The organism is Tropicimonas sp. TH_r6 (assembly GCF_033101155.1).
Lineage (GTDB): Bacteria > Pseudomonadota > Alphaproteobacteria > Rhodobacterales > Rhodobacteraceae > Tropicimonas.
Genome location: NZ_JAWMPX010000028.1, coordinates 43,274 through 62,951, shown reverse-complemented (window position 1 = coordinate 62,951; position 19,678 = coordinate 43,274). Strand labels below are relative to the sequence as shown.

Annotated in this window: 15 protein-coding genes; 9 read left to right on the top strand and 6 right to left on the bottom strand. The window is 63.5% G+C overall.

From position 1 onward, the window contains the following. The coding region (locus tag R3X27_RS20730; RefSeq protein WP_317710803.1) for a P63C domain-containing protein at positions 1-546 on the top strand (546 nt) is incomplete at its 5' end. A gap of 350 nt (positions 547-896) precedes the next feature. Here the strand turns inward: R3X27_RS20730 and ppc are convergent. The 3 genes from ppc to R3X27_RS20715 form a co-directional block, all read right to left on the bottom strand. Then, a complete protein-coding gene (ppc, locus tag R3X27_RS20725; protein ID WP_317710802.1) occupies positions 897-3,602 on the bottom strand; it encodes a phosphoenolpyruvate carboxylase in 2,706 nt (901 codons plus the stop codon). Positions 3,603-4,055: 453 nt separating this feature from the next. After that, positions 4,056-4,442: a hypothetical protein gene (locus R3X27_RS20720; protein WP_317710801.1), complete on the bottom strand. Its 387-nt coding sequence runs from the start codon at positions 4,440-4,442 to the stop codon at positions 4,056-4,058. A 101-nt stretch (positions 4,443-4,543) separates the two neighbouring features. After that, positions 4,544-5,581, bottom strand: a complete 1,038-nt coding sequence (locus R3X27_RS20715; protein ID WP_317710800.1) for a LacI family DNA-binding transcriptional regulator — start codon at positions 5,579-5,581, stop codon at positions 4,544-4,546. A 217-nt stretch (positions 5,582-5,798) separates the two neighbouring features. Here R3X27_RS20715 and R3X27_RS20710 point away from each other — a divergent pair, with 217 nt between their 5' ends. From R3X27_RS20710 to R3X27_RS20695, 4 genes are all read left to right on the top strand, one after another. Further along, entirely contained in the window at positions 5,799-6,782 is a 984-nt protein-coding gene (locus R3X27_RS20710) for a tripartite tricarboxylate transporter substrate binding protein (protein ID WP_317710799.1), read from the top strand. 153 nt (positions 6,783-6,935) lie between these two features. Further along, positions 6,936-7,406, top strand: coding sequence for a tripartite tricarboxylate transporter TctB family protein (locus R3X27_RS20705; RefSeq protein WP_317710798.1), 471 nt, complete (start codon positions 6,936-6,938; stop codon positions 7,404-7,406). Positions 7,407-7,417: 11 nt separating this feature from the next. Further along, positions 7,418-8,932: a tripartite tricarboxylate transporter permease gene (locus R3X27_RS20700; RefSeq protein WP_317710797.1), complete on the top strand. Its 1,515-nt coding sequence runs from the start codon at positions 7,418-7,420 to the stop codon at positions 8,930-8,932. Then, entirely contained in the window at positions 8,932-9,741 is an 810-nt protein-coding gene (locus tag R3X27_RS20695) for an HpcH/HpaI aldolase family protein (RefSeq protein WP_317710796.1), read from the top strand. Before R3X27_RS20700 ends, R3X27_RS20695 begins: the two co-directional genes overlap by 1 nt. 221 nt (positions 9,742-9,962) lie before the next feature. Here R3X27_RS20695 and R3X27_RS20690 read toward each other — a convergent pair whose 3' ends face one another. Next, positions 9,963-10,409 (bottom strand): iron-sulfur cluster assembly scaffold protein, encoded by a 447-nt coding sequence (locus tag R3X27_RS20690; protein ID WP_317710795.1) that lies wholly within the window; start codon positions 10,407-10,409, stop codon positions 9,963-9,965. A 72-nt stretch (positions 10,410-10,481) separates the two neighbouring features. Between R3X27_RS20690 and hisI the strand changes: the two genes are divergently transcribed. Next, entirely contained in the window at positions 10,482-10,841 is a 360-nt protein-coding gene (gene hisI, locus R3X27_RS20685; RefSeq protein WP_317710794.1) for a phosphoribosyl-AMP cyclohydrolase, read from the top strand. Positions 10,842-10,904: 63 nt separating this feature from the next. Continuing rightward, a complete protein-coding gene (locus R3X27_RS20680; protein WP_317710793.1) occupies positions 10,905-11,981 on the top strand; it encodes an AbrB family transcriptional regulator in 1,077 nt (358 codons plus the stop codon). A gap of 132 nt (positions 11,982-12,113) precedes the next feature. Here the strand turns inward: R3X27_RS20680 and gyrA are convergent, their stop codons facing one another. Further along, complete coding sequence (gene gyrA / locus R3X27_RS20675) at positions 12,114-14,864, bottom strand: DNA gyrase subunit A (protein ID WP_317710792.1); 2,751 nt, start codon at positions 14,862-14,864, stop codon at positions 12,114-12,116. 367 nt (positions 14,865-15,231) lie between these two features. Next, positions 15,232-16,653, bottom strand: a complete 1,422-nt coding sequence (locus R3X27_RS20670) for a carbon starvation protein A (RefSeq protein ID WP_317710791.1) — start codon at positions 16,651-16,653, stop codon at positions 15,232-15,234. A 518-nt stretch (positions 16,654-17,171) separates the two neighbouring features. Here R3X27_RS20670 and fabF point away from each other — a divergent pair. Together fabF and mltG are read left to right on the top strand one after the other, a co-directional pair. After that, positions 17,172-18,434, top strand: a complete 1,263-nt coding sequence (gene fabF / locus R3X27_RS20665) for a beta-ketoacyl-ACP synthase II (RefSeq protein WP_317710790.1) — start codon at positions 17,172-17,174, stop codon at positions 18,432-18,434. Further along, positions 18,434-19,633 (top strand): endolytic transglycosylase MltG, encoded by a 1,200-nt coding sequence (gene mltG / locus R3X27_RS20660; protein WP_317710789.1) that lies wholly within the window; start codon positions 18,434-18,436, stop codon positions 19,631-19,633. The genes fabF and mltG overlap by 1 nt, the downstream gene beginning before the upstream one ends. Positions 19,634-19,678: the final 45 nt, after the last annotated feature.

Here is a 19,678-nt window from a genome sequence, read left to right as displayed (position 1 = left end):
CGGCAGGCGCAAGCTATAGTCAATGCGCTGGCCAGCGTCGGTATCATAGCGTTGATCGACGAAGCCACAGGCTACCAGACGGAGCGTGATCCCAACGCGCTCCGGCTGTTGGTAGATGCGTACATCGAAAAGGAGAAGCGCGAATGGGAGAAGGAGTTTCCGGACGATTTCTACCTAACTCTCAACAAGGTATATGGTTCGGATCCGTATGTGAGGCGCGTTCGCGGCGGCGTTGTTATCAACAAGCCCCAACACTTCGGAAACTTCACAAACAAGTACGTCTACGGTCCTCTCGAGAACGGCGAGGTCCTAAGGGAGCTACAACAACTGAACCCACAGGTTGACGTTAAGGGAAGTTGTGGGCAAAAATTCCACCAGTTCTTGAGCAAAGGATATGGGCTGGAGAAACTAAGGGAACAGAGGCAAGAAGTGCTCACGATCCTGAAGCTTGCAGACGACATCGATGACTTCAAGCGGCTATATGAGAAACGGTTTGGCCCGTTGGATGGACAGTTCTCGATGTTCCCAGACTTCTTCCAAAAGTGACCATCTTGGCCAGCGCCGGATCCACAACAGACCCGGCGCGACAAGGCTCGACAGGTTACGAAGGTTTCTCCCATTCGAAATGGGCCGAGACCGCCCTAAGTTGAGCTTCCCACCGCGACAACTCGCCAAAGATTCGGTTCGAAGTTTCTCGCTTTAGGTGCACCAAAACCTTTCATCTCCTTCAGGATTGGCCAAGGCCCCGAAAAGGAGGGTCGGCACTGCTATGCAGAGTTTTCAATATTTTACAGGGGCTTGAGGGGCGCTTTGTTGCGGTCAGGAGAAAGACGGCCTCGCTGGGAGTGCGAGGCCGCCTTTGAATCTGACACCCGCGGTGCCGGGGATTGGGACCGTCAGCCCGTGTTTCGCAAGCCGGACGCGACGCCGTTGATCGACAACAGCAAGCCGCGCTGCAGCCGGGCGCTGATCTCCTCGCTGCGGGATTTTTGCAAAAGCGCGACCTGAATGTGGTTGAGCGGGTCGAGATAGGGCGTGCGATCATCGATCTCTTCGCCGGGTCGGGAGCCTGTCAGGGTCTCGAGCGCGTCGACAGTTGCGTTCCATTCATCGGTGATCCGCGAGAAAATCCGGTCACGCAGCGCCTTGTCCTCGACGAGGTCAGCATAGTGGGCAGCGATGGAGAGGTCGCTCTTCTGGATCATGGAAGCGACCTTTTCCACCATCGAATGGAAGAAGGGCCATTCGCGGTTCAGCCGTGCCAGTTCCTCGCCAGCGCCCTCGCCATTCTCGGCGATCCAACTGTTGATCGCGGTGCCGAACCCGTACCAGCCGGGCAGCATCAGCCGGCATTGCGCCCAGGAGAAGACCCAGGGGATGGCCCGCAACGACCGGATCTCGCGGGTCGCGGCGCGGGAGGCTGGGCGCGAGCCGATATTCAGCGCGGCAATCTCGTTGATGATGGTCGAGGACCAGAAGAAATCCTCGAAGCCTTCGGTGTTGAAGACGAGGTCGCGATAGGTCTGGAACGCGGTCTCGGATAGGGTCTCCATGATCGAGGCCGCCTTTTCGGTGGCAAGATCCTCGCCGGGAAGAAGCGAGGCTTCGATCGTGGCCGAGACCATGGTTTCGAGATGCGCGTAGCCGCTTTCGGCATGGCTGTAGCGCGAGGAAATGACCTCGCCCTGTTCGGTCAGGCGGATCTGGCCGTTCACCGCGCCCGGAGGCTGGGCGATGATGGCTTCGCGGGCGGGGCCACCGCCGCGACCGACCGAGCCGCCGCGGCCGTGGAAGAGGCGCAGACGCAGGGCGCGGGCCTTGAACAGCGCCACAAGTTCGCGCTCGGCCTTGTAAAGCTCCCAGCCCGAGGTGACGAAGCCACCATCCTTGTTGCTATCCGAGTAGCCGAGCATGATTTCCTGAGTGCTGAACTGGCTGTCGAGCACGCGGGCATATTCCGGCAGATCGAGAAGGTTGGCCACTGTCTGGGGGCCGTCCCGAAGGTCCGCGATGGTCTCGAAGAGCGGCACGACCGAGACCGAGCAGCGCCCGTCCGTATCCATAAGCCCGACCTGCTTGAGCAGCACGCAGACTTCCAGCACGTCGGAGACGGATTGCGCGTTGGAGATGATCGAGGTCGTGATCGCCTTCGGCCCGAAACGGGCGATGATCCCCTGCGCGGCACGGAAGATGCGCAGCTCCTTGGAGGTGGCCTCAGAATAATCCCAGAAGGGGCGGATCAGCGACCGCGGCGAGTTCAGTTCCTCGCGCAGCAGCGCGATCCGGGCGGATTCGTCGAGACCTGCGTAATCGGTGCCCGGGGCGATGGCTTCGAACAGTTCGGCAATGGTCGTCTCGTGAACCGACGAATTCTGGCGCAGGTCGACCGAGGAGAGGTGGAAGCCGAAGCTGCGGATCTTGCGGCGCAGCGCCAGAAGACGGCCATCGGCGACGATCGCGGCCTGGTTGGCGCGCAGGGAGGCGTCCACGGCGTCGAGCACGTTCAGAAGCTCGTCGGTGCCCTCATAGGCATCAGCGGGCAGGGCCGGGCGGGGCAGCTGCGCCTCGGGGTCCAGCTCCCGGAGCGTGGCCGCGAGACGGGCGAAGACACCGATCATGACGCGCTTGTAGGGTTCGTCCTGCCGGTGCGGGTTGGTGTCCGGAGACGCTTCCGCGAGCGTCTTGACCGTCTCGCTGACCTTGACGACCCGGGTCGAAAGGGACAGCTCGCGCGACAGCATGTCGACCTCGGCGAGATAGTGGGTCAAGACGTGGCCGGCCTGCATCCGGAAGGTGTTGCGCAGGATCTCGTCGGTCACGAAGGGGTTGCCGTCGCGGTCGCCGCCGATCCAGGAGCCGATACGCAGGAAGGCCGGAACCGGTTCGCCGGGGGTGAAATCCAGCGCCGCGCGGGTGCTTTCGAGGATCTTCGGCACCGCCTGGAAGAAAGTGTGCTCGTAATAGGCCAGCCCGTTCTTGATCTCGTCATTGACGGTCAGCTTGGTGCGGCGCAGCAGGTGGGTCTGCCAGAGCGTGGCGATCTCGCGCTCGATATCCCGGTCGATCTCGGCATGGTCGAGCCCGACGGCGCGGGCGCGGGTGCGCGAGTCCAGCAGCCGCACGATGGAGAATTCCGACCGCATGGTGCTCTGACGCCGGATCTCGGTCGGGTGAGCGGTCATGATCGGGCTGATCAACGCCTCGCGGAAGAATTTGAGGATCTGCTCCTCGGAAAAGCCGGCCGCGCGCACGGCTGCGAGCACGCTGTCGAGCTGCGAGCCAGCCTCGCGCTCGGCTGCGAGCCGTTCCTGGTCCTGTGCCATGTTGAGCAGGTGCAGGAAATAGGTGAAGGCGCGGAGCACCTGCAGCGTGCGCTCTTCGGAGAGGCCGGCAATGGTGCGTTGCAGCTTGGCATAGGCGCTCTCGTCGCCGGTGCGATGATACTCGATCGAGGCGATACGGATATTCTCGACCGTGTCGAAGGCCATCCCACCTTCCTGTGCATGCAGGACCCGGCCGAGGATGCGGCCGAGGAAACGGATGCCTTCGTCGGGCTGGGTGTTACGCTCGGCGGGTTCTGCGGCGGAGGTGGACTGGGCCAAGGTGACGACTCCCTGTGGTGTTTTGTCTTCCTTTAGCGGGGTTTGCCGGGAGACGGTAGCGCAAACGGTGGCTCAGGCGGGACGAGAGGCGATCGGACGGGTCAGAAACCCGAACTGTGCCCGGTTTTGAGGCGCGCGGGAAACGTCCGTTCTGGGGCCGAGTGTTTCGAGCGTAGCGCCAGTGGCCCGGCTCTGGAGGGAGACCGCGTCGTGCGGCGGCTCCGGGCCGGTCGCGATCTACCGCCGGCCGCGCCGAAGGACGCGGAACCACGGCAATGCCGCCATGCCCGCACCGGTCCGCATCGGCGGGCTGGCGCTTCGTCATTCGCGTGTAAAACGCTGAACTATTGCGGATCTGGCAAGTACTGAAAGCTGAGAGCAGTCTTTGTTGCGCCCCCTCGGGACGCACAGGCATGGCCAGCGGCATTCCTCAAGCAAACCGGGCGGCTCGAGTCAGCGCGAAATGCTCCACTCGCGCTTTCCCCGCGCATCGGCGCAGGAACGGATCAGGGGCAGCAGCGTCTTCGTCACCCGCTCTTCGGCGATCCCGGTCGTGGCGGTGTTGGGGACGTAGCTCAGCAGGCCGTGCTCATACTCGATCTGTCCCTTGTCATACCAGCCGGCCGGCGGCCCGCTCATCACCTCGACCCGCATCCTCCAGCCGCTCGCCGTCGGCTGGGTGCGTTGGCGCATCCCCGCCACCGTCAGCGCGGGGGCGAGACAGGTATAGGACGGCCCCGGGCCACGGCTCGGGACGCTGGCCCCGATGGGCTCCGATTTCACGCAGCCGGACAGGGCAAGAACACAGCAGGACAACAGGGCAGGGGCCTTGCGCCGCATCGCAAACCTCCAGGTCGCAGGGCTGCCCCGACGCAGGACGGGGCCATGCTTCAATCCTATGCCATTAACGTTTCGTTAGCATTGTTTATCGGGGAAACTGGTTAAGACCCGCCAGCCTTTCGTGGCCGACAGGGCCCGGTCGAGCCGCGCAGCACAAGCCGGGGCGCGACCACCTCGCGGGCGGGGGGCGCATCCGGCCAGGCGATCCGTGCCAGCAACAGCCGGGCCGCGGCCTGCCCGATCTCGCCCTTGGCGACCTTTACCGAACTCAGCCCCGGCTCGAAATAGGACGCCTCCTCGAGGTCGTCATGACCGATGATCGAGATATCTTCCCCGACACGCTGGCCCGCGTCGCGGCACTGCACGAGGGCTCCAAGCGCCAGCAGATCGCTGAAACAGACAACAGCCGTCACATGCGGGGCGCGGGCAAGGATCGCCGCCATCGCCTTGCGCCCCGCCTCCAGCGAGGTCTCGGCGACCCGTTCGACCTGTTCGGGCGGGCAGGACAGCCCAAAGCGTGCCACGGCCGCTTCGAACCCCCTGACGCGCCCCCGCGCGGTCGAGGTCGCCTGTCCGCCACCGATCCAGGCAAAATGCCGGTGCCCGAGCCGGACCAGTTCTTCCACCGCGAGTTGCATACCGCAGGCATCGTCATTGATCGCGTGGTCGAAGTCGCTGCCCTCCAGCATGCGCGAGAAGAAGACCGTCGGGAATCGATCGCGCACGATCTCGCGCAGCTCCGCCGGCTCCGTCCCTTCGACCGGCGACAGCAGAAGCCCGGCCGAACCCTGTTCCAGCATCCGGTGTACGAAGCTGGCCTGAATCTCCGGGTCCTCATGCGCATTGCAGAGCAACACAAGTTTGCCCGAGCGGCGGAACTCGCTTTCGATGGCGGTCAGGAACTCGATGAAGACGGGGTTGTGCAGGTCGTTGATACAGATCGACACCGAGTCGCTCGACCCGCGCCGCAGACTCGCAGCCTGGCGGTTGTAGATATAGCCCATCTCGGAGGCGATCCGCTTGATCTCCACGCGCTTTGCTTCCGAGATCCGGGGATGGTCGCGCAGGGCCATGGAGACGGCGGAGATCGACACCCCCGCCGCTTCGGCCAGGTTCTTCAGCGTCACCCGCGCGGCCATCGCGCCTCCTTTCGGCGGGGCTGCTCCCGCCCGTCTTTTTGTCAGGAGGGACACTTCGTCCTCTCCGCTCAAACCATTGACTTCAATCTTGCTCAATCGTTTGAGCGATGCTACCTTTTTTTCACCCGGAGTTCGGTTTTCGATCAGGAGGCGCTGCGAGAGGCACCGAGATCGACGGAATCGGGGCATGTAACAGATTGAATCTTGGGAGGATTCCATGACCAAAGCCCTCAACACCCTTCTGGGCGCGACTGCCCTCGGCCTCGGCGCGCTGGTCGCGACTCAGGCAGCGGCAGAATGCGACTGGAAACCGGAGCGCGCCGTGACCTATGTCGTGCCCTGGGGCGCCGGTGGCGGCACCGATGCGAACTCGCGCATGCTTGCCAGCCTGTTGAGCCAGGAGTTCGGCCAGCCCTTCAACGTCGTCAACCGCACCGGCGGCAATGGCGTGACCGGCCACTCGGCCATCGCCCGTGCCAAGCCCGACGGCTACACTGTCGGCGCCGTGACGGTCGAGATCGACACGATGCATTGGGCCGGCCTGACCGACCTGACCTATGAAAACGTCACGCCCATCGCGCTGGTCGATATCGTGCCCGCCGGCTTCACCGTCGGCAAGGACTCGCCCTACGGTTCCGTTCAGGAAGTGCTCGACTATGCAAAGGCGAACCCGGGCGAGCTGACCGCTTCCGGCACCGCCCAGGGCGGCATCTGGCACCTGGCGCTGGCCGGCCTGCTGAACGCCGAGGGCATGGACCCGGAAGCGATCCGCTGGATCCCGTCCAAGGGTGCGGCACCGGCAATGAAAGAGCTGATGGCTGGCGGTGTTGACGTTGTTACCGTTGCGCAATCCGAAGCCAAGACGCTGATTGAGCAGGGCGAATTGAAGGGGCTGGGCTACATGCACTCCGAGCGCATGGCTGCTCTGCCGGACATCCCGACCACTGCCGAAACCCTCGAGTCCGGTTGGACGCTGGCCGCTTTCATCACCGTTTCCGGCCCCGAGGGCATGGATAGTGAAATCGCGTGCTCCTACGAGAAAGCCGCTCTGAAGGTCATGGGCTCCCCCGAATGGGCCGAGTTCAAAGCCTCCCGCGGCTCTGATGTCGTTCTGATGGGCACCAATGAACTGAACAAGTTCGTTGCCGAGTCCGATGTCGCCCTTGGCGAGACCATGAAAGCGATCGGCCTGGCAAAGTAAGCCATTTGGCGGCGGGCCCGGTTGCGGGCCCGTCCTCTTCTTCGAATACCGACTGGCGTGTCCCTGTTGCGCCATTCCAACTGTCCGGGGCGGCCTCTCCCTCGTTTCCGCTGCCCCGGACCCTTTCTCGCCAAAACAGACGAGACCAGATCAATGATAAACAAAGACATCGTCACCGGCGCTCTCCTGATCGGCTTCGGCGGTTGGTTCGCCTGGGAAGCGCAGTCCTTCCCGACCATGGGCGGCATGACCTATGGTCCCGGCCTCTTTCCGACCATCGCGGGGCTCGGCCTCGTACTTTGCGGCACGCTGATCCTCATCACCGGCCTGGTCCAGGGCGTGCCCGCCGCGGCTGCGCCGGAAGAGGAGCCTCGATCCAACTGGCCGTTGATCAATGCGTTGGCTGTGATCGGCTGTGTTGTCTTCTTCGCCTTCGGACTCGACATTCTCGGCTTCCACCTTGTGGCCTTCCCGCTTCTCCTGGTCCTGCTGCTCCTGTTCCGGATCGTTTGGTGGAAAGCGCTTATCCTCGCCGGGTTCGTGACCATGCTGGTCCATCTCATCTTCTATTCCTTCCTGCATGTCCCGCTGCCCTGGGGCCTGCTTGAACCGATTGCCTGGTAGGGAGAGCCTGAATGCTTACGGAAGTCCTCCTGACGGTGCTTGCGCCGAACAACCTCGCCATCATCGCCGCAGCGACCTTCTATGGCTGCTTTGTCGGCGCCGTTCCGGGGCTGACCGCGACCATGGCGGTCGCGCTGCTCGTCCCCTTCACCTTCTTTCTCGACCCGATCCCCGCGATCTCCGCAATCGTCGCCACCACGACGACCGCCATCTTCGCGGGCGACATATCGGGCACGCTGTTGCGCATCCCCGGCACGCCCGCCTCGGCGGCCTATGTCGATGACGCGCATATCTTGTCCCAATCGGGCAAGGCGCGCACATCGCTCTTCGTCTCGCTGATCACGGCCGCGATTGGCGGCGTTGTCGGTGTCATCATCCTGATGATGATCGCGCCGCAACTCGCGCGCATCGCCATCAGCTTCTCAAGCTACGAGACCTTCTGGCTCGCCTGTCTCGGCCTGACTTGCGCCATCTTCGTCGGCGGCGGGACAGTGCCAAAGAGCTTCGCCTCGCTCTGTATCGGGCTTGCGGTTGCCTGTGTCGGCATCGACGTTGCCGTCGGCCATCCGCGCTACACGTTCGGCTCTTTCGACCTGCTGGACGGCATCTCCTTCATCCCCGCGATGATCGGTATCTTCGCCTTCTCCGAAGTGCTGCGGAACGTGCAGATCCTCGACAAGCCGCAGGAAACCATCATCCACGCCACCGAAAAGGTCGGCGCGGCGCTCAAGGGCGCGCTGAAGGCGGTCTTTACCTACCCGGTGACGGTTGCGCGCTCCTCCGTGCTCGGGACATTTGTCGGCGCGCTGCCCGGGGCAGGGGCTGATATCGCGGCCTGGATCGCCTATGCGCTGGCCCGCCGCTTCGGCAAGAACCCGGAGAAATTCGGCAAGGGCTCGCTCGAAGGCGTGGCCGCTGGCGGTTCCGCCAACAATGCCGCCATCGGGGGCGCCTGGACGCCGGCGCTGGTCTTCGGCATCCCGGGCGACTCGGTCACCGCCATTGCCATCGGCGTGCTGCTCCTGAAGGGCATGACCCCTGGTCCGCGCATCTTCATCGACCAGCCAGAATTGACGTCGGCGCTGTTCGGCTCCTTCCTCGTGGCCAATGTCATGATGGTCCCGGTCGGCATCCTCGCCATTCTCGCCTCGACCTTCATCCTCAAGGTGCCGCGCGCCGTGATGGCGCCGGTGATCCTGCTCTTCTCGCTGGTCGGCGCCTTCGCCATTGCCGGCACGGTGACGGCGGTCTGGATCGTTCTCGCGCTCGGCCTGGTTGGCTATTACATGGAGAAGGTCGGCATCCCGCTGGCTCCGGCCATTCTCGGCATCGTGCTCGGCAAGATCATCGAAGACAATTTCATGGTCTCGATGATCAAGGCGCAGGGGGATCTCTCGGCCTTCTTCGAGCGGCAATATTCCATGGTTCTCGGCATTATCACGCTCGGCCTCTGGGCCCTGCTGATCCTGCGAGCGGTCCGAGAGATCGCCAGGCCGAAGCCGCAAGCAGAAGAAGGACTGGAGTAATGAAGGGTAGAAACTGGCTGCGCGATCAGATCGCAAACGGGCGCTGTGTCCGGGCGATCTGGATCGATCTCGGTCTTCCGGCGATTGCCGAGGCGGCTGTCTGGGCTGGCTGGGACTGCGTCGTGCTCGACAACGAGCATGGTCCCGCCGGGCTGGAGACGACGATGAACGTGTTGCGCGCGGTCGAGGCGGCGGGCGGACATTGCATCGTGCGGGTGCCGTGGAACGACCCGGTCTATCTCAAGCGGGTGCTGGAGATCGGCGCCAAGTCGGTCATGGTTCCGATGATATGCAACAAGGAGCAGGCACAGGCGGCCTCCGATGCCTGTCGCTACCCGCCGAAGGGCACGCGCGGCTATGCGGCGCCGGTCGGACGGGCCACCCAATACGGCATGAATACCGGCTACCTGGAGACGCATGACGAGGAGACCTTCGTTATCGCCCAGATCGAGCACAAGGACGCGGTTCCCAATATCGCCGAGATCGCAGCAGTGGACGGGATCGACATGCTGCTGCTCGGACCCAATGACATGGCCGGCACGGTTGGCCTTCTGGAGCAGCTCGACAAGCCCGATGCCGAGGCGCTGGCCGCCGAGACCGAGCGGCGCATCCTGGAGACGGACAAGCTCATGGGCACCGTCTCGCGCCCGGCCTGGAGCCACAAGGAGCTCAAGGAGCGTGGACATAACCTCGTCGTGGGGGCGGTCGACATCCTGTTGATCATGGAGGCCTTCAAGAAGGCCAACGCTGCGATGGCGGCAGAGTTCGGGGATGATCTCGAAGCGCAAGAGGCATCAAAGACCTACTGACGCCTCGGCGACCGGCTGGACAGGGAAGCGGCGCTTGGCGCCGCTTCTTTTTTATTTGTGTCCAGCGGGCAGAGGTCTCATTCGCTGCGCCTGCAAAGGAGTGATCTGAAAGCCGTGTCAGTGCCTGCCCTTGGGATGGCGTTGGCACGGCGGTTTCGTCTTGGCTCCGTGCCAAGGGAGCTAAACCCGGACTATGTCGGTCAATCGTAAGGGATCCGCCCTCAGGCGGCGTTTTCGGCCTCTGCCATCGCCTCTGCCGTTGCTTCGAAGGCAAGCAGGATCGAGGCATGGCGATTTGTAAACTCCCGCGCCGGCAGGAGCGTTTCCAGATCTTCGAAAGGCGCTTCGGGTACAGGTCCGTCTTCGCGCAGCATGGCCGAGAGCTGGTCGCGCGCGATGTCGATCTCTTCCCGGCTGCGCCCGATCACATGGGCGCCAAGCACCGAAGCAGCAGCCTGACCAAGCGCGCAGGCTTTCACATCCTGAGCGAAATCGACAATGCGCCCGTTCTCCATCCGCAGGTCGACCGTGACGGTCGAGCCGCAGAGCGGCGAGCGGCGGTGCGCGGTGGCGCAGGGTTGCTCCAGCCGGCCCAGATGCGGGATGTCGGCCGCGAGCGCCAGGATGCGCCCGGAATAGAGCTTGACGAGGTCGAGATCGGTGGCCATGAGCCTGTCCTGTACGCGGCATAAGGAGAGTTCTTATGTAGCCTCGCCGCGTTGATTTGCAAAGGAAAGAGAATGGCATTCGATCCCCAAAGTCTGCGCTTTGACGCACAGGGCCTGATCCCCGCCATCGCCCAGGATCCGGAGACCGGCGAGGTGCTGATGATGGCCTGGATGAACGAGGAGGCGGTCCGGCGCACGCTGGAGACCGGCAAGGTAACCTATTGGTCGCGCTCCCGGAAATCCTTCTGGGTCAAGGGAGAGAGCTCGGGCCATACGCAAAAGCTCATCGATCTGCGCGTTGATTGCGATCGCGATTGCCTGCTTGTGATGGTCGAACAGATCGGCCCGGCCTGCCACACGAACCGCCGCAGTTGCTTTTTCACCGCGATCCGCAATGACGCGGAAGTGATCCTCACGGATCCGATGGAATAGTCGCAGCAGGGAGGCTTGAAACCGGCCGCGTTCGGGTGCAAAGGGCGGACAAGGATTCCGAACATGACCTCTCTTCCCGCCTCGCTCTGGCTCAAGATCTTGCTGGGTGCCGTGATCGGCATGATATCGGGCGCGCTGGCGCGCTGGATCGGAATGCCGCTGCCCTGGATGCTCGGGCCCATGCTTGGCTGCGGCGTGGCGGCTCTGGCCGGTGCTCCCGTCCACGGTCCGTCCGGGCTGCGTGTGATCGTCATCCCGATCATCGGCGTCATGCTCGGTGCCGGCTTCCATCCCGGCCTGTTTGACCATATCGGGACCTGGACGGGCACGCTTCTGCTCCTGCCCGGTTTTCTCATCATGGCGACATTCGTGAGCTACACGTTTTATCGACGCGTTGGGGGCTATGCGCCGGTCGATGCCTTCTTCTGCGCGGCGCCGGGCGGGCTGAACGAGATGATTGTGCTGGGCGGGCAGGCCGGCGGCGACGAATCCCGAATTGCGCTCGCCCATGCGCTCCGTGTCTTCCTGACGATCTCCGGCATCGCGCTTGTCTTCGCGCTGCTGCTCGACATCCGGGCGGTGCGTGGCGCTGCGAGCTGGGTTGCCGTGACGGATCTCAGCCTTCTCGACGCCGCTCTTCTGCTGGCCTGCGGTGTGATAGGTTTCTACGGCGGAAAGTGGCTGCGCCTGCCGGCGCCGCAGCTTTTCGGGCCGATGATCGCCTCGGCGGCGGCGCATATGCTGGAATGGGTCACCGTTCCGCCGCCCTCGCTGCTCGTCATCGCTGCGCAGCTCACCATTGGCACGGTCCTCGGCTGTCGTTTCGCCGGCGTGTCGCTGCGGGAAATGGGGCGCGACATGCTGCTCGGGCTGGGGGCCACGATGCTCCTGCTCTGCGTTACCACCGTATTCGCGGCTTTGCTTGGTCCCGTCGCCGGCACCTCACTGCCGCAAGGCGTGCTGGCCTATTCGCCGGGCGGGCTGACCGAGATGTCGTTGCTCTCGCTCGCCATGGGGCAGGACGTTGCCTATGTCTCGACCATGCATGTCGCTCGGATCGTGATGATCCTCTTCGGCATGCCGCTGGTTTTCCGGCTGATCGGCAAGACGCTCATCGACGCATCGCGCAAGGATCGATAGCGCGTCGTGCATTTGCGCCGGAATCGCGTCCGCACGGTTCCCATGACGAAGTTTCGAAGATAGCGCCTGGCCGTAGAGGCAGCGTTCACACCGGCCTCAAGATGCGGCGCCCGTTCGGGCGCCGCTGAGAGCTCAGTTTTCGGTCTCGGCCTCGTCCTCGCCGTCCTCGGCCTGTTCCGCAATCCGCGCCACGGAGACGACTTCCTCTCCCTTGGCCGTATCGAAGACGCGCACGCCACCGGCGCCGCGGGAGCGGAAGGAGATGCCGTCGACGGGGCACCGGATCGACTGGCCGTTGGAGGTGGCCAGCATGATCTGGTCATCGGGGTCGATCGGGAAACAGGCCACGAGCGGGCCGCCGCGCATGGCGCGGTCCATCGCCGCGACACCCTGGCCGCCGCGTCCGCGCACCGGGTAGTCGTGGCTGGAAGAGGTCTTGCCGGCGCCGCGGGAGGTGATCGTCAGGATCAGGTCCTCGAGAGCCGACATCTCCGCGTAGCGTTCCGGGGAAAGCTGTCCGCCCTCAACGGTTTCCTCGTCATCGGGCTCCGCATCGTCCGGTGCACCGGCCACAAGGCGACGTTGCTTGAGATAGGCGACACGCTCGTCCGGCGAGGCTTCGAAGTGGCGGATCACTGACATCGACACGACCTCGTCGCCAGAGGCCAGACGGATGCCGCGCACGCCGAGAGAGGCGCGCGAGTTGAAGACGCGGACATCGGTCGAGCGGAAGCGGATGGCGCGGCCGAGCTTGGTGACCAGCATCACATCGTCATCCTCGGAGCAGATCCGGGCGTTGATGAGCCGCGTTTCGGCATCCTCGCCCTCGAACTTCATCGCGATCTTGCCGTTGCGCATGACGTTGGTGAAATCGGAGAGCTTGTTGCGGCGTACCGTTCCCGCAGAGGTCGCGAAGACGATCTGCAGGTCGCCCCAGTCTTCCTCGTCGCGGTCCACCGGCATGATGGCGGCAATAGAGACGCCGACCGGGATTGGCAGGATATTGATGATCGCCTTGCCCTTGGCCGTACGCCCGCCCAGCGGCAGGCGCCAGGTCTTGAGCTTGTAGGCCATGCCATCGGTGGTGAAGAACAGGAGCTGCGTGTGGGTGTTGGCAACGAAGAGCGTGGTGACCACGTCATCATCCTTGGTCGCCATGCCCGACAGCCCCTTGCCGCCGCGACGCTGGGCGCGGAAATCGGCCAGCGGGGTGCGCTTGATATAGCCGGTCTGGGTGATGGTGACGACCATGTCCTCGCGCTCGATGAGGTCTTCGTCCTCCATGTCGCCGGACCAGTCGACGATCTCGGTGCGGCGCGGAACGGCGAATTTCTCGCGGACCTCTTTCAGCTCGTTGCCGATGATCTCCATGATCCGCTCGCGCGAGCGCAGGATGGCCAGGTAATCGAGGATTTTCTTGGCCAGTTCTTCCAACTCGTCCGTGACTTCCTTGACGCCCATTGCTGTGAGGCGCTGCAGGCGCAGCTCAAGGATGGCGCGGGCCTGGGTCTCGGAGAGATTGTAGGTCCCGTCCTCGTTCATCTTGTGGGTCGGGTCGTCGATCAGGCGGATGTAATCGGCGATATCCTCGGCAGGCCAGCGCCGCGTCATCAGCTTGCTGCGCGCTTCGGCCGGATCGGCGGAGGCGCGGATGGTGGCGACGATCTCGTCGACATTGGTGACGGCGACGGCGAGGCCGCAGAGAATGTGGCTGCGCTCACGGGCGCGGCGCAGCTCGTAGGCCGTGCGGCGGGCGACGACTTCCTCGCGGAAGTCGAGGAAAGAGGTGAGGAACTGGCGCAGGGTGAGCTGTTCGGGACGGCCGCCATTGAGCGCCAGCATGTTGCAGCCAAAAGAGGTCTGCATCGGCGTGAACCGGAAGAGCTGGTTAAGCACGACATCCGGGGTTGCGTCGCGCTTGAGTTCGACCACGACACGGACGCCGACACGGTCGGATTCGTCCTGCACATGGGCCACGCCTTCGATCTTCTTGTCGCGCACCATCTCGGCGATCTTCTCGATCATCGTGGCCTTGTTGACCTGATACGGGATCTCGTCGAGCACGATGGCATAACGGCCCTGACGGATCTCCTCGACGCGGGTCTTGGCGCGGATGATGACCGAGCCGCGTCCTTCGAGATAGGCCTTGCGCGCGCCCGAGCGGCCGAGCATCACGGCGCCGGTCGGGAAATCGGGGCCGGGGATGTATTCGATCAAGTCCTCGGAGGTGAGGTCCGGGTTTTCGATCATCGCCAGTGTCGCGTCGATCACTTCGCCAAGGTTATGCGGCGGGATATTGGTCGCCATGCCGACGGCAATGCCGCCAGCGCCATTGACCAGCATGTTGGGGAAGCGGGCCGGCAGGACGGAGGGCTCGCGGTCCTTGCCGTCGTAATTGTCCTGAAAATCGACCGTGTCCTTGTCGATATCGGAGAGCAGAAACGCGGCCGGCTTGTCCATGCGGACTTCGGTGTAGCGCATGGCGGCGGCGTTATCGCCGTCCATGGAGCCGAAATTGCCCTGCCCATCCAGAAGCGGCAGCGACATCGAGAAGGGCTGCGCCATGCGGACAAGCGCGTCGTAGATCGCGCTGTCGCCATGCGGGTGGTATTTGCCCATCGTATCGCCGACCGGGCGGGCCGACTTGCGATAGGACTTGTCGTGCGAGTTGCCGGTCTCGTGCATCGCGTAGAGAATGCGCCGGTGCACCGGCTTGAGCCCGTCGCGCAGGTCGGGAATGGCCCGGCTGACGATCACGCTCATCGCGTAGTCGAGATAGGACGCTTTCATCTCCTCGGAGATGTCGATCGTCGGGCCATCATAGCCGGGACGCTCGGGACGTTCGTCTTCGGGGCTTTCGGGGGGCTGCGGGGTATCGGTCATGTCTGCCTGCGTTCTCTGTTGCGCACCGCTATATCTGGATGAGGCTTCTTAGCAGGTCCGCGATATGGGGTGCAATGGTAGCGTATGAAATGCTTTGAGGAAGCTGCCGGAGACGGCTGTTCCGGCATGATCCGCAGCGTTGGGGCGGAGTGTGGCGCGGATTGTGTCGGGGGCAGGAAAAGCTTCGGGACCGCAGTCGGGAGCCGCGCGCTGATCGGGCGCCTTGCTTTGGCACTTCCTTGCCTGCGCAGCGAAAGCGCGCTCCATACGCTCACCGGGGCCGCGCGCCGGTTCTCCGGTCCAACAGAAAAAGGGCCGCGCCGGATTGCTCCGGCGCGGCCCATTCGTGCGTGGCTTCTTGGAGCCGCTATTCGGCCGGCATGCTCGCCGCGTCGCTCGGTTTTGCGAAGCGCAGGAACACGACCAGCGTCCCGGCTGCGATCACGACCGCGGCGATGTTGGAGATCGTCGGGTCAAGCCCAAGGCCGATCTTTGCCTGCAGGATGAAGGCTGCGTCGACGGCTGTCATGAAAACGGCCGGGACGGTCGCGATCCAGTGGAACTTGGAGCGCTGGACCAGCCAGATCGCGGCGGACCAGAGCACCATCATCGACAGCATCTGGTTCGACCAGCCGAAATACCGCCAGACGACGGAGAATTCGACCTTGGTGATGAAGAAGGCGACCACGAAAAGGGGGATCGCGATCATCAGGCGCTTCATCACGTCTGCCTGGTTGAGACGGAAGGTCTCGGCCAGGATCAGGCGGGTCGAGCGGAACGCCGTGTCGCCGGAGGTGATCGGCAGGATCACAACGCCGAGGATGGCGAGGAAGCCACCGAAGGCGCCGAGCAACGTGTTGCAGACTTCATTGACGACCGCAGAGGGCGACCCGGAGGCGATGACAGCCTGCAGCGCGTCGGAACTCTCGTAGAAGGAGATACCGGCGGTGACCCAGATCAGCGCGATGATGCCTTCGACGATCATGGCGCCGTAGAACACCATGCGGCCCTTGTTCTCGTTGCGGATGCAGCGGGCCATGAGCGGCGACTGCGTCGAGTGGAAGCCGGAGATGGCGCCACAGGAGAGCGTGATGAACAGGAGCGGCCAGAGCGGCAGGTCGTTCGGGTGAACGTTGGCGCTGAAGTCCAGGTTCGGGATCAGTTCATAGCCACCAAAGATGAGACCGCCGAGCACGCCGAAGGTCATGAAGAGCAGCAGTGCGCCGAAGATCGGGTAGAGCTGGCCGATGATCTTGTCGATCGGCAGGATCGTGGCGATGAAGTAGTAGACGAAGATGCAGAAGACGAGCAGCTGCACGTTGAAACCGGTCATGGCCGAGAGCAGCTTTGCCGGGCCGAGGATGAAGACGACACCCACGAGCAACAGCAGCACCACGGAGAAGACACGCATGATCTGCCGCGCGGTCATGCCCATCATGTCGCCGACGACTTCCGGGATCGACTTGCCGCCGGAGCGGACCGAGAGCATTCCGGAGAAGTAGTCATGCACACCCCCGGCGAAGATCGAGCCGATCACCACCCAGAGCAGCGCCTGGGGGCCGTAGAGGGCGCCGAGGATCGGGCCGAAGATCGGGCCGAGGCCGGCAATGTCGAGAAGCTGGATGAAGAAGACCTTCCAGGTCGGCATGTTGATATAGTCAACGCCGTCTTCCCGGGTCCAGCAGGGGGTCTTGCGCTCTGGTTCCGGGACGAAGATCCGTTCGACCAGTACGCCATAGGTGAAGTAGCCAAGTATCAGGACACCGACACAGGCAAAGAAAAAAAGCATCCCTTCGCTCCTTGTTTTTCTTGTTTTTTTTGTGCGCGCAGCGTCAGGCGCGTCACAATTCCGTGAACCTCGCCTACGCCGATGCCCAATTGTGTCAACTGATGCAGGGGAATGGCCGCTGCCCGCTCAGGGCATCGCTTTTGGTATGCATCCGTGTGCGGTTGAAACCGGCCTGAAAAGTACTTATTTATCGCCGCTTCGCGTCGCGCGGCGCTCTCGACCGGTCCAGTCCGGGAGCCGTCCGTTACCAGGCAAAAGCGTGGGGCGCGGCGATAGAACGCTGTTGTCTCAAATGGGATGAAACTGCCGACTCTCGGGTAGTTGCTCATTTGTTGGGCAGAAGCGAGTTCGGGTGCGGGGCGGTGATTCCGGCACTCACGGTGAGTCGAATCGGCCAAGCTTCGCCAATCGGGGCGCCGCGGCGAAAAGATTGACGTTAGGGTGCCGGCGCCTTGTTGCGTGCGCAGGGCCCCGCGTGTATCAGGCCAATCAACGAAAATCGCACCGAGGTGAAGAAAATGCGTCGAGTGGTTGTCACCGGTTTGGGAATGGTCACGCCGCTGGCCTGTGGGGTCGAAGAGACCTGGTCGCGGCTTCTGGACGGGCAGTCGGGCGCGGGGGAGATCACGCGTTTCGACAATTCCCGCGTGACTACGAAATACGCCTGCGAGATCCCTTTTGGCGATGGCAGCGACGGGACCTTCAATCCCGACGACTACATGGCTCCGAAGGAGCGCCGGAAGGTTGACGACTTTATCCTCTACGGGATCGCGGCGGCGGACATGGCCGTGCGCGACGCGGGCTGGATGCCGGAAGACGAAGAGAGCCGGTTGCGCACGGGCGTGATGATCGGCGCGGGGATCGGCGGATTGTCGGCGATTGCCGATACGGCGGTGATGATGGCCGAACGCGGCCCGCGTCGTGTCTCGCCCTTCTTCATTCCTTCGGCGCTGATCAACCTTGTCTCCGGGCAGGTCGGGATTCGCTACGGGTTCAAGGGTCCGAACCATGCCGTCGTGACTGCCTGCTCGACCGGTGCACATGCGATCGGCGACGCGGCGCGTCTTATTCAGTGGGGCGACGCCGATGTGATGATCGCCGGTGGAGCCGAGAATCCGATCAGCGAAATCGGGATTGCCGGGTTCAACGCTTGCAAGGCGCTGTCGACGAAGCGGGGCGACACGCCGACAGAGGCCAGCCGTCCCTGGGATGCCGATCGCGATGGTTTCGTGATGGGCGAAGGCGCGGGCGTTGTGGTTCTCGAAGATTACGAACATGCCAAGGCGCGTGGTGCGAAGATCTATGCCGAGATCCTGGGCTACGGTATGTCGGGAGATGCCTATCATATCACGGCGCCGTCCGAGGATGGCGATGGCGGCTTCCGGTCGATGCAGGCTGCGCTGAAGCGGGCCGAACTGGAACCGTCGGCGATCGACTATATCAATGCGCATGGCACCTCGACCATGGCGGACACGATCGAGCTGGGCGCCGTTGAGCGGTTGCTGGGCGACGCGGCGAAGACGGCGACGATGTCGTCGACCAAGTCCTCTATCGGGCATTTGCTGGGCGCGGCTGGCGCGGTTGAAGCGATCTTCTGCATTCTGGCGATCCGGGATCAGGTCGCGCCGCCGACGATCAACCTTGAGACCCCGCCCGAGGGTGCGGTTCTCGACCTGGCCGCGAACGAGAAGCGGGAACGTGAGATCAACGTCGTCCTGTCCAACTCCTTCGGCTTTGGCGGTACCAATGCGAGCCTTGTCATGGGCAAGGTCACGGAGTGATGGCGCGGGCGATTGCCTCCAATGCGCTGACCATCGGCATTGTTGTCTTGTTAGCCCTGGCCAGCGTCGTGGCATGGGGGCGGAGCGAGTATGCGGGCACGGGTCCGTTGGAGGAGGCGATTTGCCTTCAGGTGCCGTCCGGCGCGTCGATGACCTCGGTTTCGACCGATCTCGCGGCGCGCGGAGCGATCAGCAATCCGACGATCTTTCGTATCGGTGCTGATTACACGGAGCGGGCCGATCAATTGAAGGCGGGCAGCTACCTTTTGCCAGTTGGCGTGTCGATGGAGCATATCCTCGACGCGGTCACGGTGTCCGGACCGCCAAGCTGCGGCACGGATGTCAATCTCCAGATCGGTGTGAACGTGGCGCGGATGATTGTGCGGGAGCTCGATCCGGCGAACCAGGAGCAGATCGAACTGGCGCGGGTCGATGTCGGGGCGGATGCCGCGCCGATTGATGACGGGATGCTGCTGGAGAGCGCAATCGCGGGTGAAACGGTGACCCTCGGGTCCTTGATGGAGAGCCCGAGCACGCGGTACCGGGTCACGCTCGCCGAGGGCGTTACGAGCTGGCAGGTGGTCGCGGCGCTGAAGTCGGTTGAGTTCCTGAGCGGCGAGATCGCCGAGGTTCCGGCGGAAGGGTATCTCGCGCCGGACAGCTACGAGACGACTCGCGGCGGCGACCGGACAGCGATTCTTGCCCGGATGGAAGAGAAGCAACGGGCGATTCTGTCGGAACTCTGGCAGGTGCGTGAACCGGGGCTTCCGGTCGAGACTCCGGAAGAAGCCCTCACGCTGGCCTCGATCGTGGAGAAGGAGACGGGCGTTGCGGGGGAACGGGAGTTGGTCTCCAGCGTCTTTGTGAACCGTCTGGAGAAGGGTATGCGGCTGCAGACGGACCCGACGGTGATCTATGGCATCACCGAGGGCAAGGGCGTGCTTGGGCGCGGCCTGCGACGCAGCGAGCTCGACCGGGCGACCCCGTACAATACCTATGTTATTCAGGGTCTTCCGCCGACACCCATTGCCAATCCGGGTCGCAATGCGATCTTCGCGGCATTGAATCCGTCGGAGTCGGATTACCTGTTCTTTGTCGCCGATGGCACGGGCGGGCATGCTTTTGCGACCACTTTGCGGGAGCATAATCTCAACGTTAAGAAGTGGCGCGAGATCGAAGCACAGCGGGCCAATCAGTGAGAAATGGTTAACAAACAGTAACTTGCCGTACGGTGTTCCGTTGCG

Coding starts and splice junctions, on each gene's coding strand:
- R3X27_RS20720 (WP_317710801.1), bottom strand. CDS start 4,442: ATGCGGCGCAAGGCCCCTGCCCTGTTGTCCTGCTGTGTTCTTGCCCTG.
- R3X27_RS20715 (WP_317710800.1), bottom strand. CDS start 5,581: ATGGCCGCGCGGGTGACGCTGAAGAACCTGGCCGAAGCGGCGGGGGTG.
- R3X27_RS20710 (WP_317710799.1), top strand. CDS start 5,799: ATGACCAAAGCCCTCAACACCCTTCTGGGCGCGACTGCCCTCGGCCTC.
- R3X27_RS20705 (WP_317710798.1), top strand. CDS start 6,936: ATGATAAACAAAGACATCGTCACCGGCGCTCTCCTGATCGGCTTCGGC.
- R3X27_RS20700 (WP_317710797.1), top strand. CDS start 7,418: ATGCTTACGGAAGTCCTCCTGACGGTGCTTGCGCCGAACAACCTCGCC.
- R3X27_RS20695 (WP_317710796.1), top strand. CDS start 8,932: ATGAAGGGTAGAAACTGGCTGCGCGATCAGATCGCAAACGGGCGCTGT.
- R3X27_RS20690 (WP_317710795.1), bottom strand. CDS start 10,409: ATGGCCACCGATCTCGACCTCGTCAAGCTCTATTCCGGGCGCATCCTG.
- hisI (WP_317710794.1), top strand. CDS start 10,482: ATGGCATTCGATCCCCAAAGTCTGCGCTTTGACGCACAGGGCCTGATC.
- R3X27_RS20680 (WP_317710793.1), top strand. CDS start 10,905: ATGACCTCTCTTCCCGCCTCGCTCTGGCTCAAGATCTTGCTGGGTGCC.
- gyrA (WP_317710792.1), bottom strand. CDS start 14,864: ATGACCGATACCCCGCAGCCCCCCGAAAGCCCCGAAGACGAACGTCCC.
- R3X27_RS20670 (WP_317710791.1), bottom strand. CDS start 16,653: ATGCTTTTTTTCTTTGCCTGTGTCGGTGTCCTGATACTTGGCTACTTC.
- fabF (WP_317710790.1), top strand. CDS start 17,172: ATGCGTCGAGTGGTTGTCACCGGTTTGGGAATGGTCACGCCGCTGGCC.
- mltG (WP_317710789.1), top strand. CDS start 18,434: ATGGCGCGGGCGATTGCCTCCAATGCGCTGACCATCGGCATTGTTGTC.